Here is a 15,018-nt window from a genome sequence, read left to right on the forward strand (position 1 = left end):
GTGGCGGACGTCGGCGCCCACGCAGTGCGAGGCGGACCGTTGCCGCCTTCGTCCGGCAGCCACGGCCGTGGCCGTGTCCGGGCCGTGGCTGCCGCACCGGCGGGCGCGCCTCCCGCAGTCGGTGCCGCGGACGTGCGGGAGTCATCCGTCCCCGAAAGAGCGGCGCTCCGCCCGTGGAGGAGTGGTGCCGGCCTGAACGACCGTGTGCGCCCACTCACCCCTGCCGGCTGACCGACGGGCGCCGCCCACGGCGAGCGGCCGCTCCCTCTGCCCTGTGACCGGCCGGCACCGTCGACGGCGAACGGCCACGGCTCACTCCCCGTCGGTCATGAGCGGCTCGACCTCGCGCGGGCGGGCCGGAGTTGGGCGCTTCCTGATCGTGGGTCGGCTTCAGCGGCCCTGCGTCGCCTTCAGCCGCTTTTGGTCACCGAAAGGCAACTGCCCTCCTGCCCTCAGCCGATGGCGATCACCGGGCCGCGCCGACCACAGAACCTCGCAGAAGACGTACCAGGCTCGTGACAAACATAATACGTATGCTCTACAGTCCTCGGCGCGGAGTCGTCAACGAAGTCGACAGGACAAGGGACATCTCATGGTCGGAATCCACACCGGGGCGCGTTCACGCTGCAGAGCGTCGACCGTCGCCGTGATGGGCGCGGCAACGGCCCTCCTCGCCCTAGCTGGTTGCGGCAGCGGAGGAAGCGCGGCGAACGGGAAGTACGGCTTTCCCGAGGCCGAGCAGGAGACATCCTCGACGATCACCGTCTGGGTGGACGCGGACCGACAGGCCGCCGCGAAGGCGTTCCAGGCGGCGAACCCCGACACGAAGATCAAGGTCGTCACCTATGACGGGTCGGCCAACGGGTCCAACTCCTTCCGGACGAAGATGCAGCTCTTCGATCGCGCCGGGAGTGGCTGGCCGGATGTCGTCTTCTCCAGTCAGAACAACGACGCCGCGTGGGCCAGTCAGAAGAGCGGTGGCAAGCAGGCGTTCGCGGCCGTGCTCGACAAGGGCCTGGTGCCGAAGGAGACGCTCGGCGATTTCACCGAGGGCTCGCTCGACCCCTGCACGGTGGACGGCCGCGTGTACTGCCTGCGCAACGACCTCGCCCAGGCGGTGCTCTGGTACAACAAGCCCCTGCTGGAGAAGTTCGGCTACGCCCTCCCGACCACGTGGGAGGAGTACCAGGCGCTCGGTGAGAAGGTCGCCGAGGAGCACCCCGGCTACATCGTCGGGACCGCCGGCGACGCCTGGACGCCCGAGGTCTACATGTGGGCGAGCAAGTGCCAGGCCAACGACGTGACCGGCCCCAAGTCCGTCACCGTGAACACCGCTTCGGCCGAATGCAAGCGTGCGGCATCGATGCTGGACACGCTCCGCGACAAGGGGACCGTGCCGGTGGTCAGCGTGTTCACCCCTGAGTTCTTGAAGAAGTACTCCGGCAAGGTGCTGATGATGCCCGGGCCGGCGTGGTACGCCGGTGCGATATTCCACAACCCTGAGTCGCTCGACGTTCCGGCCGGACAGCTCGGCGTCGCCGCGCCGTTGACATGGAAGGGCGAGAACGAGGCCGTGACCGGGAACGTGGGCGGCGGAACCTGGTTCGTCTCCAGCCATTCGAAGAACCTGAAGGCTGCCCAGAAGTTCGTCCGGTTCGTCACCACCGCCGACGAGTATCAGGTCGACGCCGCACCGGGTTACCCGGCGTACGCCCCCGCCGCCGAGAAGTGGATCGCCAAGCAGGAGGCGAGCAAGTACTACGCCACCTCGCTGCAGCCGGTGGTCACCGCCGCGTCCCGGGTCTGGGGTGGCTGGGGCTACCCCACGTTCAGCCAGGAGGCGATCTGGGCGAAGACGATCACCCCGGGCATCACCGGCGGCAAGTCGATCGTGGACCTGCTCCCGACGTGGCAGACGGCGATCGAGAACCAGGCCAAGGTCAACGGATACGTGGTGAAGTGAGATGACCCTCGCTCCATCGAGTGACCGTGCGACCACCGACGCCTCGGAGGGCCGGCGGTCGCGCCGGGGCGTCGGCAGTCCGGCCCGTCGCGCCGTCGCCCGCAGTCCGATCGGCTATCTCTTCGTCACGCCCTACGCGTTGCTCACGATCGCCTTCGGGATCGTTCCCTCGCTCTACGCGGTGCAGCTGGCCTTCACCGACGCCGACGGTGGATTCGCGGGGTTGGAGAACTTCACCAAGGTCATCGACGACTTCCGGTTCTGGCCGGCTGTGCTGCACGTGACCATCTATCTCGTCATCTGGCTCCTCGCTCTGGTCTTCTTCGTCGTCGGCCTGGCGTTGATGGTCCATGCCGTCGGCGTCCGATGGGTGAGCACGACCCTTCGCTTCGTCTACTACCTGCCCGGCGCGCTGGCGGGGGCCTCCAGCGTCCTGTTGTGGCTCTTCGTCCTCGACCCGACCGCGAGCCCGGTCAGCGGTCTGCTCGGTGCGATGGGACTCGACAGCTTCGTGCAGGTGATCCAACCGGGCCATCTTCCGGCCATCTTCGCCATCATCGCGTTCTGGACCGGGGCCGGCGGGTGGATCATCATCATGTACGGCGCCCTCAACAACATCAGCACCGAGGTGATCGAGGCCGCCCGCATCGACGGAGCCAACGCCGTTCAGATCGCGTTGCGCATCCAGCTTCCGATGCTGCGCAAGTGGGTCGCGTACATGGGCGTCATGTCGCTCGCGGCCGGCACCCAGCTGTTCGTCGAACCACAGCTGCTCAGCCAGGCGAGCAACGCGGTGGTGCCCAACGACTACTCGCTCAACCAACTGGCCTATCAGTACGCGTTCCAGCAGAACGACTTCAACGGCGCGGCCGCGATCTCGTTGATCTTGCTGGTCGTCGCACTTCTGCTGTCCTGGGTGTTCGTGACCCGTGGCGGCCTGTTCGAGAAGGAATGACCATGGCAGCACTCTCCACCGAACGGCGTCGGTCGAGTCTGAGCGGTTGGAGCGGGCGCTCCATCATCGGCGTCCTGCTCGTCGTCTTCATTCTGTTCTTCGCCGTCCCGATCGTCTGGCTGCTTCTGGCCGTCACGAAGTCTTCGAAAGCGCTCGTCGTCGACCACCCGTTCTCTCCCGGGTCCTGGTCGGCCTTCGCCGCGAACTGGCACCAGCTGTTCGACTTCCAGGACGGCGCGGTGACGACGTGGATCGGGAACTCCGCGCTGTACGCGATCGGGGCTCTGGTGATCACGCTCCTGGTCAGCATCCCAGCCGGCTACGCACTCGCCCTCACGGAGTTCAAGCTCCGGCAGGCGCTGCTCGTGCTGACACTCGTCGTCATGCTGATCCCGAGCACCGCCCTGGTGCTGCCCATCTTCCTCGAACTGAACAGTGTCGGTCTCATCGGCAGCCCGCTGTCGGTGATCCTGCCCATGTCGTTCTTCCCGTTCGGCGTCTACCTCACCTATATCTACTTCTCGACGAGCATCCCCCGGGACATCCTCGCCGCCGCCCGCATCGACGGCTGCACCGGCTTCCAGGTCTTCACCCGCGTCGCCCTGCCGCTGGCCGCCCCCATCGTCGCGCTGGTGGCGTTCTTCAGCTTCGTGCAGAACTGGAACAACTTCTTCCTCCCGTTCGTGATGCTCCCCTCCAGCGACGGCTACCCGATCCAGGTCGGGCTCACCTCGCTCCTGGCCGCCACCCCGGCCTTCAACCCCAGCTCCGCGGGATCCGACTCCGTCCAACTGCCCACCTTGGCGCTGGGGACGATCGTGTCGATCCTGCCCGTCCTGATCGTCTTCCTGTTCTCCCAGCGATTCCTGGTCGCGGGCATGACAGCCGGAGGAACCAAGGAATGACCACCAGCGTATGCGAGGAGAACCACGGCCGATGAAGATCACTGGGTACCGCAGTCTGAGCACCGTCCATGACTGGGGGAGGATCACCGGGGACGTCAACGGTGTCCAGGCCGGCCATGCGACGCCGGTCCCCGTCCTCATCATCGAGACCGACACCGGGATCGAGGGGGTCGGCCTCGGGTCCCATGCCGACATCGCGCGTGTCTTCCCCGCGATCGAGGGAGACGACCCGCGGTCGGTCGTGGCGCTCTACGACCGGATGCTCGCCTGGGTGTTCAAAGCAGGTCACTCGGGGGCAACGTTCGGCACCATCGGGGCCGTCGACATGGCCCTCTGGGACATCAAGGCCAAGGCCGCCGAGGAGCCGCTGTGGCGGACCCTAGGTGCCCGCTCGCGCTTCGTCCCCGGATACGCCTCCGGACTCGAATACGGTCTGACCGACGAACAACTCGCGGAACTCTACGGCCGGTTCGCGGAGCGCGGCTTCAAGGCCGGCAAGCTCAAGGGAGGCCGCGACCTCGACCGCGATCTGCCTCGACTGGAGATCATGCGCGACGTTCTCAGCCGTAACTCGCGCCGACCGGCGCTCATGTTCGACGCCAACGAGTCGTGGAACCACGCGCAGGCCACCCGGTACGTCGCCGCCATCGAGGAACGCATGGACCTCACCTGGGTGGAGGAACCGCTACGCCGGTGGGACGCCGCCGGAATGGCCGCGTTGCGAGGAAAGGTGCGCGCGGCGATCGCGAGTGGCGAGAACCTGACGGGGCTGGAGCAGTATCGCCCCCTGCTGGACGCCAACGCGGTCGACGTCGTCCAGATCGGCAACGTGTGGGGCATCACCCACTTCCTCCGTGTGGCGACACTGGCCCACGCCCACGACCTGCCGGTGAGCCCCGTCGCGTACAACGCGAACCCGGTGGCGCACGCGGCCGCCGCCGTGCCGAACCTCCTGACCTACGAAGTCCAGGATCTTCGCTTTCCGATCGGCCTTGACGTCGACCAGCAGATCGAAGACGGAGGGATCGTCCTGGGCGACCGCCCAGGGATCGGCATCGTGGTCGACGAGTCCTCGATGGCACCGGCCGGCGCTACCGCCTCCCAGCCCGCGGCGACCGGACCGCACATCCGGCCCGAACGCGCCGCCCTGCGGCTGGTGGCCGAGCCGGACCGGACGGACGCCCCGTCCCACCGCGGAGGGAGGCCGTCGTGACCCTTCGACCTGAGCGCAGGGCCCTGGTGGTGGGTGTGCGCCCCGAGAAGCGCGAGGAGTACCTGGCGCTGCACCGCGCCGTGTGGCCGAGTGTCGAGCGCACGCTCACCGGGTGCAACGTGCGCAATTACAGCATCTTCATCTTCGGAGACATCCTCTTCGCCTATTACGAGTACGTGGGAGAGGACCACGAGGCGGACATGCGCCGGATCGCCGAGGACCCGGCGACGCGGGAATGGTGGACGCACACCGACCCGTGTCAGGTGAGAGTCGCCGAGGAGCGCGTCCCCGGGGCGCTGTGGCAGCCCATCGACGAAGTCTGGCACCTCGCATGAGTGCCGGTGTCGACGCCCATGTGCACCTGTGGGACCGCTCCCTGGACCCGCAGGACTGGATCGACGCGGAGACCATGGCGCCGATCGCCCGTGACTTCGACGCCTCCGACCTGAGCGCGATGCTGGCTTCGACCGGACTCGACCGTGCGGTGGTCGTGCAGTCGAGCAACAGCCTCGAAGAGAGCATCCGGCTCGCCGGGCTGGCCTCACCGGTCGTCGCCGGTCTCGTGGCGTGGGTCGACCTCGCGGCGGAGGTGGGACCCCAACTCGACCGGATCCGCGAGAACACCTCCGTGCCCGTCGTCGGGGTGCGGCATCTGGCACACATCGACCCGGACCCGCAGTGGTTGACGCGCGAGGACGTCGGCGCGGGTCTCGCCGTTCTCGAGCGTGAGAACCTCTGCTTCGACCTCGTCGTGCGCGAGTGGCAGCTTCCTCAGGCGATCCACCTGGCCACGCGGCACAGCGGACTCCGTCTCGTACTGGATCATCTGGGCGGCCCGCCCGAACCCGGACAGGACAGGAGCGGGTGGGCGTCGCGGCTGCGGGACCTCGCACGGCGACCGAACGTCGTCGCGAAGGTCTCGGGACTCACCTCGGGCCTTGCTCCCGGGTCATGGCGTGCGGCCGACCTCGCGGCCTCGGTGACCGTAGCCCTGGAATCCTTCGGCCCTGAGCGTCTTCTGTACGGCTCCGACTGGCCGTTGGTCGAGCTCGGTGGGGGAGCGGTGTCCTGGAAGTCCGCTGTGGAGGCCCTGCTCGGCGGGCTCTCCGCAGCGGAACGGACGCGGGTGTTCGGCGGCAACGCCGCGGACGTCTACTCGCTCTTCTGACCGCCCGCCCGAGGCGCGTGGTCGGACAGCCGACGGCGCTCCCACGAGATGTGGATGTGATCATGCATCGCCTTCTGGGCCGCGGCGACGTCCTGCCGTGAGATGGCGTCGACGATCGCGGCGTGTTCCTTCAGCGTCAGCTCGAACGCGTCAGGAGGATCGATCCCCTGGTAGCGGCTGGACTCCACGGCGCGCTTGTACAGGTGTTTGGCGATGTTCTCCGCCAGCCGGTTGCCGGAGATCTCCATGAGGGCGTAGTGGAACACCACGTCCGCTTGCCGGAAGGAATCCGTCTCGGACGCGCTCTCACGCATCGTGGTCAGCGCGTTCTCCAGCCTCCTCAGCCCGTCTGCGCTGCGAGATCCCGCGACGGCACCGGCCATCGCCGACTCGAGGCTGGCCCGCACGACGGTCAGTTCGTCAAGGACGCCGAGCGTCTCGTCGTTGTCGATCAACGCGGACAGCACCACCGGATCGAGCATGTTCCAGTAGCCGGGTGCCCGCACCTGAGTCCCGCGACCCTGAGAGACGATCACCAGACCCTTCTCCTCCAGCCGCTTCACCGATTCACGCAGGACCGTGCGACTCACGCCGAAGTGCTCGCTCAGCGGCCCCTCGGGGGGCAGCAACTCGCCCTCCCGCAACTGGCCCGTCACGATGAGGTCGACGAGCTCGGATACGACCGCAACCCCCAGGCGGCCGGCGGGCAGGCGTCGCGGGAAGAGGCGGGTTGTGGAGTGCGACTCGGTAGGCATACGTATGACCTTACCGTTCAGCCACGCAGCGAAGCAGGCATCCGCCTGTCCCGAGGCCGGAGGACGCCCGTCCGCAGGCAGGCGGACGGGTGCTCCTCTGTGAGGTGCGTCGACGCGCGGTCGTCCCGGCAGCCTGCCTCAGGTGGCACAAGACGGCCCGGCACCATGGCAAGGTCGTGGTTGCGTGTTGAGGGAGCCGTCGTTGTGCCGGCCCGGTTGCCCTCCCTGTCCGTGTCCTCCGCTGCCTACGGACTGCCTCCCGCTCTTCGTGGCCGACGTCGTGGCGAGTGCCGGGTGAGAATGAGCGGTGACTCCGTGCACGGCAGGACCAGGTTCGTTCCCCTTGGCCCTGGAGCGTGCCGTCCAGGCTGCACGATTTTTGCGAGGTGGGCGGTGGACGAAGTCGCCGGCGCCCGCAGAACCCCTCCTGGTCGGCTTTTCCGCGCGGGTGCGGGGAGCAGCTAGTTCCAACACGTCGAAGCCTCGGACGTCAAGGGCCAGTTCACGTCAGCGATCCCTCGGGCTTCAGCCTCTCTTCAGCCGGAAACGTTAAGTTAACCCAGCAAACAACTTTGCCGGGCTAGGCTGTTTCTTGACCAGTCGTTGACCAATGGTTGGTCTGGAGTAGAGGTGTGAACTGTCGAGAGGGGGCTGCATGTTCCGAGGTGCGACGACATGGACCGTGGTTGCGGTCGTCGCTGCCGTCCTTTTCGCCCTCCCTGTCTTCGCATCCTCCGGGGAATTCGCAACCGCGCATACTGGCCGTCAGGCTGAGGCCAAAGATCAGAGTGCAGCCAAGCTCTCCGGCAAGGTCTCGCGCGCCGAGGCCGCCGGTAGACGCCACTGTGACCATGCAGGGGACCCGACCGGCCCCCTGCGCACCCGCGACCGGCACCGCGCCCTCGACTTCGCCCCCCAGGGGCCCGGACGTCCCCCGTCGGCCGGGGAGTCGACGGCCGCCTCCGAGCGGATGACACCAGGCGAGTTCCCCCTGTCGAGACCTTCGACAGCTCCCGCCCTTACGGCTTTTCAAGTGTTCCGCTGCTGACAGCAGAGCGTGCCCCACCGCTGTTCCCCCACCTGCAATGTCAACCGACGCGCTCATCGGCGCGCCAGGTAAGCCCGACGCGCCCCCACGGCGCGCCAGGAGGAGTCACCACAGATGCAGCCCCTCATCGACAACGCCCGTATGTTCGGACAGCGCCCTGAGGAGTTCGCCAAGCTGGCCGAAGGCCAGTCCCCCCAGGTTCTGTTCATCACCTGCTCGGACTCCCGGGTCGTACCGGCCCTGATCACGGGCGCCCGCCCGGGCGAGCTCTTCGAGCTGCGCACCGCTGGCAACATCGTTCCCCCCTACGCCTCGCAGCACCCGACCAGCGAGGCTGCCACCATCGAGTACGCAGTTGAGGTGCTGGGCGTCCGCGACATCGTGGTCTGCGGGCACTCGCACTGCGGTGCCGTCGGCGCGCTGGTGCGCGGCGAGGACCTGGACGCCGTCCCGGCCGTGCGCGACTGGCTCAACCACGCCACCCCGCGCCCGTCCGGCACGACCGAGGACCCGGAAGTGGCCGAGGGCGTGCAGAACCACGTCCTGGCCCAGGTGCTGCGCCTGCGGTCCTACCCGTTCATCGACAAGAAGCTGGCCGATGAACAACTGACCCTGCACGCCTGGTACTACGAGGTGCACACGGGCGCCGTGCGCGTCCACCGCACCGAGACCGACGCGTTCGAGGGTCTGTGATCGCCATGCTGACCAAATACCCTCACCTGCGGCAGGACTTCGCCGCCTCCCTGGTCGTCTTCCTGGTCGCGCTCCCGCTCTGCGTGGGAGTGGCCGTCGCCTCCGGCGTCCCGGCCGAACTCGGCCTCGTCACCGGTATCGTCGGCGGCATCGTCACAGGTCTGATGCGGGGCAGCAGCCTCCAGGTCTCCGGACCCGCGGCCGGTCTGACCGTCCTCGTCTTCGAGGCGGTGAACGAGTTCGGGCTGCCCGCGCTCGGCGTCATCGTGCTGGCCGCCGGACTGATCCAGCTCGTCATGGGCGCCCTGAAACTGGGGCGCTGGTTCCGCGCGATATCCGTCTCGGTCGTCGAGGGGATGCTGGCCGGAATCGGCCTGGTGATCATCGCGGGCCAGCTGTACTCGGCGGCCGGCCTGGAGGCCCCCGCCTCCGGACCCGACAAGATCCTCGGGCTCCCCGGCGCCGTCGTCGACGCGCTCGGCAGTACCACGGCCCTCACCTCGCTCGCCGTCGGCGCGGGCACCGTCGCGGTGCTCGTGCTGTGGAAGAAGCTGCCGAGCAAGGCGCGGACCGTGCCCGGCGCGCTCGCCGCGGTCCTGCTCGCCACCCTGGTCACCCAGGTCTTCGGCCTCTCCGTCGCCACCGTCGAGGTGAACGGCCTGCCGGCCTCGATCCAGCCGCCCGGCATGGACGCCTTCGGCGAACTCGCCGACCCCGCCCTCTTCGGAACGATCATCGCCTTCACCCTGATCGCCTCCGCCGAGAGCCTGTTCAGCGCCGCGGCCGTGGACCGGCTGCACGACGGTCCGCGCACCGAGTACGACAAGGAGCTGATGGCGCAGGGCGTGGGCAACACCGTGTGCGGCGCGCTCGGCGCGCTGCCCATGACCGCTGTCATCGTGCGCAGTTCCGCCAATGTCCAGGCAGGCGCGAGGACCAAGGCGTCCCGGGTGATGCACGGCGTGTGGCTGCTGCTGTTCGCGGCCCTGCTGCCCTCGACGCTGGCGCTGATCCCGCTGCCGGCGCTCGCCGGCATCCTGGTTCACGCGGGCTTCAGGCTGATCCCCTTCCGGGAGATGGTGTCGCTGTGGCGCGGCCACCGCGGCGAGGCGCTGATCCTGGTGGCCACCGCCGTCTCGATCGTCGCCGTGAACATGTTCGAGGGTGTGCTGATCGGTCTGGCCCTGTCGGTGGTCAAGACCGCCTGGGAGGCATCGCACCTCAGGCTGGAGATCGTCGACAAGGGCGCGGGCCCGATCCATGCGCACCTGTCGGGCAACGCGACCTTCCTCAGGCTGCCGAAGATCCTCGACAGCCTGGAGTCGCTGCCCCAGGACCGTCCCGTGGAGCTGGACCTCTCCGGTCTGCACCACCTGGACCACGCCTGCCGCACGGCCCTCGAGAACTGGGCCGAGCGACACAGCGCGGCCGGCACGGAACCCGTGCGGGTCACGGCACCGGAGCTGGTGAAGGTCGCGGCCCCGTAGTGCAGCGCCTGCCGGTCCGGGGCCGGCCGTGGCCCCGGACCGGGAACCGGGCATAGGGCTGCAGCAGCAGACGTACGGACCCCTGGTTGACGGCACTGGAATGTTCCAGGCACCGGTGACGGTGGCCGTGGCGGCCGCTTCCGCAGACCAATGAGCTGACTCAACGCCTGACCCAACTCGTCGAACACCACGCCCCACGGCTACTCGTACCGGTGGGCGTCGGCCCGGACAGCGCTGCGACTCCGGCGAGGGCGAGGCGGACGCCTTGGGCTGCGGTTGCGGTGACGTGGGACCACTGTCGCGCGACTCGGCGGGACGGCTCTCCGCCGCGCCCCCGATTACGACGTGAACGTACTCGCGACGATCACGACCACAGCCGCCGCAACGCCCCTCGCCCATCGATGCCCATCACGCCGCCCCTCTCCCCGCCTCAGCCAAAAGGCAGGTCAGCGTACAGGTGCGGGCCGTCGGCAGGCGAACGTGTGCGGAGAGCCGGAGGGCGGCATCTGAGGTGCGACTCCGCAGCCGGTCGGCGTTCCAGGACCGGGTGCCGACCGGCTGCGGCGGGCCCTCAGTGGCGCGGAGCGGGATAGGCCCTGGGCAGCCGCATGCCCCGGTCCTCCATGATGTCCCGCACCCGGTTCGGGTAGTCGGTGATGATGCCGTCGATCCCCATGTCCATCAGCGCCTCGATGGTCGCCGGGTCGTCGCACGTCCACGGCACGACCTTCAGCCCGCGCCGGTGCGCGTCGGCGACCATCTTCCGGTCGGGGTAGAAGCGGAAGCCCGGGTCGGCGACGGTGCCGTTCTGCGGGAACCCGTAGTTCGGGGAGAGCGCCGTCACGCCGGGTACGGTCGCGGCGGCCTTGACGAAGTCACCGTCGTAGTCGTCGGCATCGATGCCGCCGAGCCAGGGCGAGGCGCCGGGCTTGCCGACCTGAAGAAAGTCGTAGTTGGTCAGGGCGACGAGGGGGTACTTCGGGGCGAGCTTGTGCATGGCCTTGAGCGCGCCCCAGTCGAACGACTGGATCGTGACCTGCTTCTCGATGCCGGAGCGGTGGATCTCCTCGTACACCCGCCGGACGAACACCTCGCGCGGGGCGGTCTGTTCGGGTGCGCCGGCCTCGACCTTGGTCTCGATGTTCAGCTTGACCTGCTTGGCCTTGTACCGCTTGACGAGATCGAGGACGTCCTTGAGCTCGATCATGCGAAAGCCCTTGATCTGCTCCTGCTCCGGATAGCCGGGAAGCTGCTGGAACCCGCAGTCCATGGTGCGAATCTGAGCGAGCGTCAGATCCTTGATGTACTTGCCGACGTACGGGAACTGCGGATCGCCCGGCGTCAGCGGCGCGGTGTCCTTGCACTTCTGCGCGCTGATCTGACGGTCATGGTTGACGACGACCTTCTGGTCCCTGGTGATCTGGGTGTCCAGCTCCAGGGTGCTGACGCCCAGCCGAAGCGCCTTGCCGAAGCCCTCCAGGGACTCCTCCGTGGTCAGCCCCAGGCCGCCGCGGTGGGCCTGCAGGTCGAAGGCGCCCTGGTGGGGTGACTCGTGGGACGGGGTGGGGTGTGGGTGCGTGGCCGCCTGCGCTGTCGTCGGGAGAGCGAGCAGGGGCAGGAAGGCCAGGCCGGCGACGGTGTGCCGCAGGGACATGGGGTGCCTCGTTCATTTGGTGTATGGACTCCGACGGGACACGCGACAGGCAAACCCCGGGGCGCGGCACCCGCGGGGCCGGCGGATGAGGTGGTGGTGAACGGGCGCCGAACGATGGTCTTCCCGCGCCGGCCGTGAGCAGGCAGGCCGGCGGTGCGGCCCGGGGCGCCGTCCGCTAACTGGCCGAGCCGTAGCAGATACACGATGGATGGGTGCGGCAGACGTAATACGCCTCGTGGGTGTACGAGCCCTGGACTCCCGAGAGGATCTCGTGGGTGTCGTTGTGTGTCAGCGAGGCAGTTCGCCAGCGGTTGACGCAGGTTGGGCTTGATCTCCTCGTGGCCCGGAGCGGTGTCCATCAGCTCTACGGTGTCGCGCATGATGCGCGCCTGGCAGGCCGTGTGCGGGGGCCCGCCTCTTCGCCGGTTGGCTTCCAGGACGCTGCCGAGGCCCACGCGCGTGTTGGAGGCGTCGATGTGGTCGATGTCCCCGGTCGGCTCCTGCCCGCGGTAGACCTCCCTGACCTCCAGGTCGGGCCAGTCGCGCTTGTTGAGCAGGCACCGGCAGCGGGCGCCGGCATGGTGTGTACGCCATCTGCGTCAGAACTCACAGCTTCCCCCGTGCAAGTGACGTGCCATCACCGGACTGCACGTCAAGACAATCGTGATCCAACCATCGTCACCCTAGCGACCTTTGCACCTCGATCGTCAAGGAGATCGGACAGGGCAGGCAGACTCCTGACATCTCGGCTGACCGCTTCTCCGCCGAGTCATCGCACCGTTGCGGTTCTGCTGGCCTACTCAGGGCAGACGCACGGGCAGGGGCCTCGATATGCCCGATTCAGGGGTGCCGGGAAGTCCGGTCGGCGATCGTTGTCTGCCGCCCGGAGTTCTGAGTGCGATTCTTCCGCTTGCGTCGTAGCGGCTGGACCGGGGTCCGAAGCGCCCCCGATCACCGCGTCGTCAGACTGTGCGGCACTTTGGACGCCGGCAAAGCCGAAGCGACAGGGCAGCGCCTGGTTCGGCTGATCAAGGCGGGGCCCGGCGTCCTGGAAGTCGACCTGGCTGGTGTGGAGTACCTCAGCCCGGACGGGTGCGAGACGCTATTCACGGCCCTTCACGCTGCGAGAGCGCATGGCACGAAGCTGATCGTCACGCGCACACGAACGCACGGGCACGATCAGTCATGCATCAGATCGGCTTCTCTCGCGCCCTGTCCGCCCAGACCACGGATGACCGGTGACCGGAGCGCGCCGACCGCACCGCCGTGACTCGCTCACATCGAGATGCGTGTCCGATGAACGGACTTCCGTATCCGCATAACGGTCCGATCTCGCCACCTGGCCTTTTAGCTGACGCGGCCCGAAGTGTGATCCGGGTCACTAAAGATCTAGTAAATGTCGTGGTAGAACTTCGCAAATCCGTAGGCGGCACGACCCCGCGCTGCTATGCGGGGCGTCGGCGCACGCGCCGACGCAGGCCAGGGCCATGACGTTCCGAGTCCGCGGACACGTCATCTCAGGCCGCCGATCGGACAACGGCGTTCGTCAAAGACCGCTCTCCCCGCGGCGCAGGTTTCTGCGCCGGTCCCCGCGCCACCGAGGTAGCCATAGTGTCACTCGACTCCATCACCACGTCCGTCGACGAAGCAGTCAGCGGATTCTTCGAGCCCATAGCCACATGGATCGGGGAAGTCGTCTTCTACACGGTGCCCGTAGGCGGCACCGACCTTCCCCTGATCGTGGCCTGGCTCGTGCTCGCGGGTCTCGTCTTCAGCGGCTGGTTCGGGCTCGTCCAGTTCCGAAAGTTCAGACTCGCCGTCGACGTGGTGCGAGGGAAGTACGACGAGAAGGGGTCGGCCGGTGAGGTCAACCACTTCCAGGCGCTGACCGCCGCCGTCTCCGGCACGGTCGGCCTCGGCAACATCGCCGGTGTGGCCGTCGCCGTATCCTGGGGCGGCCCCGGCGCCACGTTCTGGATGGTCCTGTGCGGTCTGCTCGGCATGGCCACCAAGTTCGTCGAGGTCACCCTCGGTGTGAAGTACCGCGAGGTGCACGCCGACGGCACCGTCTCCGGCGGCCCGATGCACTACCTGCCCAAGGGCCTCAAGGAACGATTCGGCAGCAACGGCGCCAAGCTCGGCAAGGTGCTCGCCGTCCTCGCCTCGATCATGATCCTCTTCTTCGGCCTGTTCGGCGGCAACCTGTTCCAGACCAACCAGAGCTACGCGCAGATCTCCTCGACCTTCGGCGGCGAGGACGGCTTCCTGGCCTCCTCCGCCGGTGCCGTCCTCTTCGGTCTGGTCGTCTCCGCGCTGGTCGGTCTCGTGCTGCTCGGCGGCATCCGCTCCATCGCCTCGGTCACCAGTCGGCTGGTGCCCGCGATGGCCGGCATCTACATCGTGGCCTGCCTGATCGTCATCCTGTTCAACGTCACCGCGGTGCCGGACGCCTTCCAGACCATCCTGCAGGGCGCCTTCGAGGCCGACGGCGTCGTGGGCGGTGTGATCGGTGCCCTGATCATCGGTTTCCAGCGGGCCGCGTTCTCCAACGAGGCCGGTCTCGGCTCCGCCCCGATCGCCCACTCCGCGGTCAAGACCAAGCACCCCGCGAGCGAGGGTCTGGTCGCCCTGCTGGAGCCGTTCATCGACACGGTCGTCATCTGCACCATGACCGCGCTGACCATCGTCATCGCCAACCCGGCCAGCTGGGGCGAGGCCCGCGAGGGTGAGAGCATCGGCGGCGTCACCATCACCTCCGACGCCTTCGAGACCGTACTGCCCTGGTTCCCGGCCGTGCTCACGATCGCGGTGCTGCTGTTCGCCTTCTCCACCATCCTGACCTGGGGCTACTACGGCCTCAAGGCATGGTCGTACCTGTTCGGCAAGAGCAAGGCCAGCGAGACCGTCTTCAAGGCCGTCTGGAGTCTTTTCGTGGTCCTGGGCGCCCTGATGTCCCTCGACTCCCTCATCAGCCTCGCCGACTCCGCGCTCTTCCTGCTGTCCGTCTTCAACATCATCGGCCTGTACCTGCTCGCCCCGATCGTCAAGCGCGAGCTCGGCTCCTTCCTGGAGTTCGTCCGCGCCCGCAAGGCCGGTGAGATCAGCGACGACGAAGACGAGGAGTCGGTGAAGACCACCGTCTGACCGCCCCCCGGCGGCCCGGCTCCTGTACGGGCC

The 15,018-nt window shown here is 67.9% G+C and carries 12 protein-coding genes; 10 read left to right on the plus strand and 2 right to left on the minus strand.

From position 1 onward, the window contains the following. Positions 1-649 precede the first annotated feature (649 nt). The 6 genes from DC008_RS34855 to DC008_RS34880 are packed head-to-tail and all read left to right on the plus strand — an operon-like array spanning position 650 to position 6,204. Positions 650-1,963 carry an ABC transporter substrate-binding protein gene (locus DC008_RS34855; protein ID WP_244221473.1) on the plus strand — a complete coding sequence of 438 codons (1,314 nt, stop codon included), beginning with the start codon at positions 650-652 and terminating at the stop codon, positions 1,961-1,963. A 1-nt stretch (position 1,964) separates the two neighbouring features. Next, on the plus strand, positions 1,965-2,918 hold the full coding sequence (locus DC008_RS34860; protein ID WP_108710444.1) for a carbohydrate ABC transporter permease: 954 nt from the start codon (positions 1,965-1,967) through the stop codon (positions 2,916-2,918). A gap of 2 nt (positions 2,919-2,920) precedes the next feature. Further along, positions 2,921-3,823, plus strand: a complete 903-nt coding sequence (locus DC008_RS34865) for a carbohydrate ABC transporter permease (RefSeq protein WP_208646070.1) — start codon at positions 2,921-2,923, stop codon at positions 3,821-3,823. A 31-nt stretch (positions 3,824-3,854) separates the two neighbouring features. After that, complete coding sequence (locus DC008_RS34870) at positions 3,855-5,036, plus strand: mandelate racemase/muconate lactonizing enzyme family protein (RefSeq protein WP_108710446.1); 1,182 nt, start codon at positions 3,855-3,857, stop codon at positions 5,034-5,036. Next, a complete protein-coding gene (locus tag DC008_RS34875; protein ID WP_164492419.1) occupies positions 5,033-5,371 on the plus strand; it encodes an L-rhamnose mutarotase in 339 nt (112 codons plus the stop codon). Before DC008_RS34870 ends, DC008_RS34875 begins: the two co-directional genes overlap by 4 nt. Then, positions 5,368-6,204, plus strand: a complete 837-nt coding sequence (locus DC008_RS34880; RefSeq protein WP_208646072.1) for an amidohydrolase family protein — start codon at positions 5,368-5,370, stop codon at positions 6,202-6,204. Before DC008_RS34875 ends, DC008_RS34880 begins: the two co-directional genes overlap by 4 nt. Here DC008_RS34880 and DC008_RS34885 read toward each other — a convergent pair. After that, positions 6,189-6,959, minus strand: coding sequence for a FadR/GntR family transcriptional regulator (locus DC008_RS34885; RefSeq protein ID WP_108710447.1), 771 nt, complete (start codon positions 6,957-6,959; stop codon positions 6,189-6,191). The two genes, DC008_RS34880 and DC008_RS34885, sit on opposite strands and share 16 nt — an antisense overlap. A gap of 1,162 nt (positions 6,960-8,121) precedes the next feature. Here DC008_RS34885 and DC008_RS34895 point away from each other — a divergent pair. Continuing rightward, positions 8,122-8,700, plus strand: a complete 579-nt coding sequence (locus DC008_RS34895; protein ID WP_108710449.1) for a carbonic anhydrase — start codon at positions 8,122-8,124, stop codon at positions 8,698-8,700. 5 nt (positions 8,701-8,705) lie between these two features. Beyond that, complete coding sequence (locus DC008_RS34900) at positions 8,706-10,187, plus strand: SulP family inorganic anion transporter (protein ID WP_108711012.1); 1,482 nt, start codon at positions 8,706-8,708, stop codon at positions 10,185-10,187. A 571-nt stretch (positions 10,188-10,758) separates the two neighbouring features. Here DC008_RS34900 and DC008_RS34910 read toward each other — a convergent pair. Beyond that, on the minus strand, positions 10,759-11,841 hold the full coding sequence (locus DC008_RS34910) for a glycerophosphodiester phosphodiesterase family protein (protein WP_108710450.1): 1,083 nt from the start codon (positions 11,839-11,841) through the stop codon (positions 10,759-10,761). An 895-nt stretch (positions 11,842-12,736) separates the two neighbouring features. Here DC008_RS34910 and DC008_RS36525 point away from each other — a divergent pair. Continuing rightward, the gene (locus tag DC008_RS36525) at positions 12,737-13,111 is read left to right on the plus strand and encodes an STAS domain-containing protein (protein ID WP_425276561.1); all 375 of its coding nucleotides are present in this window, start codon (positions 12,737-12,739) and stop codon (positions 13,109-13,111) included. A gap of 341 nt (positions 13,112-13,452) precedes the next feature. After that, a complete protein-coding gene (locus tag DC008_RS34915; protein ID WP_108710451.1) occupies positions 13,453-14,985 on the plus strand; it encodes an alanine/glycine:cation symporter family protein in 1,533 nt (510 codons plus the stop codon). Positions 14,986-15,018: the final 33 nt, after the last annotated feature.

Source organism: Streptomyces nigra, from assembly GCF_003074055.1.
Taxonomy (GTDB): Bacteria; Actinomycetota; Actinomycetes; order Streptomycetales; family Streptomycetaceae; genus Streptomyces; species Streptomyces nigra.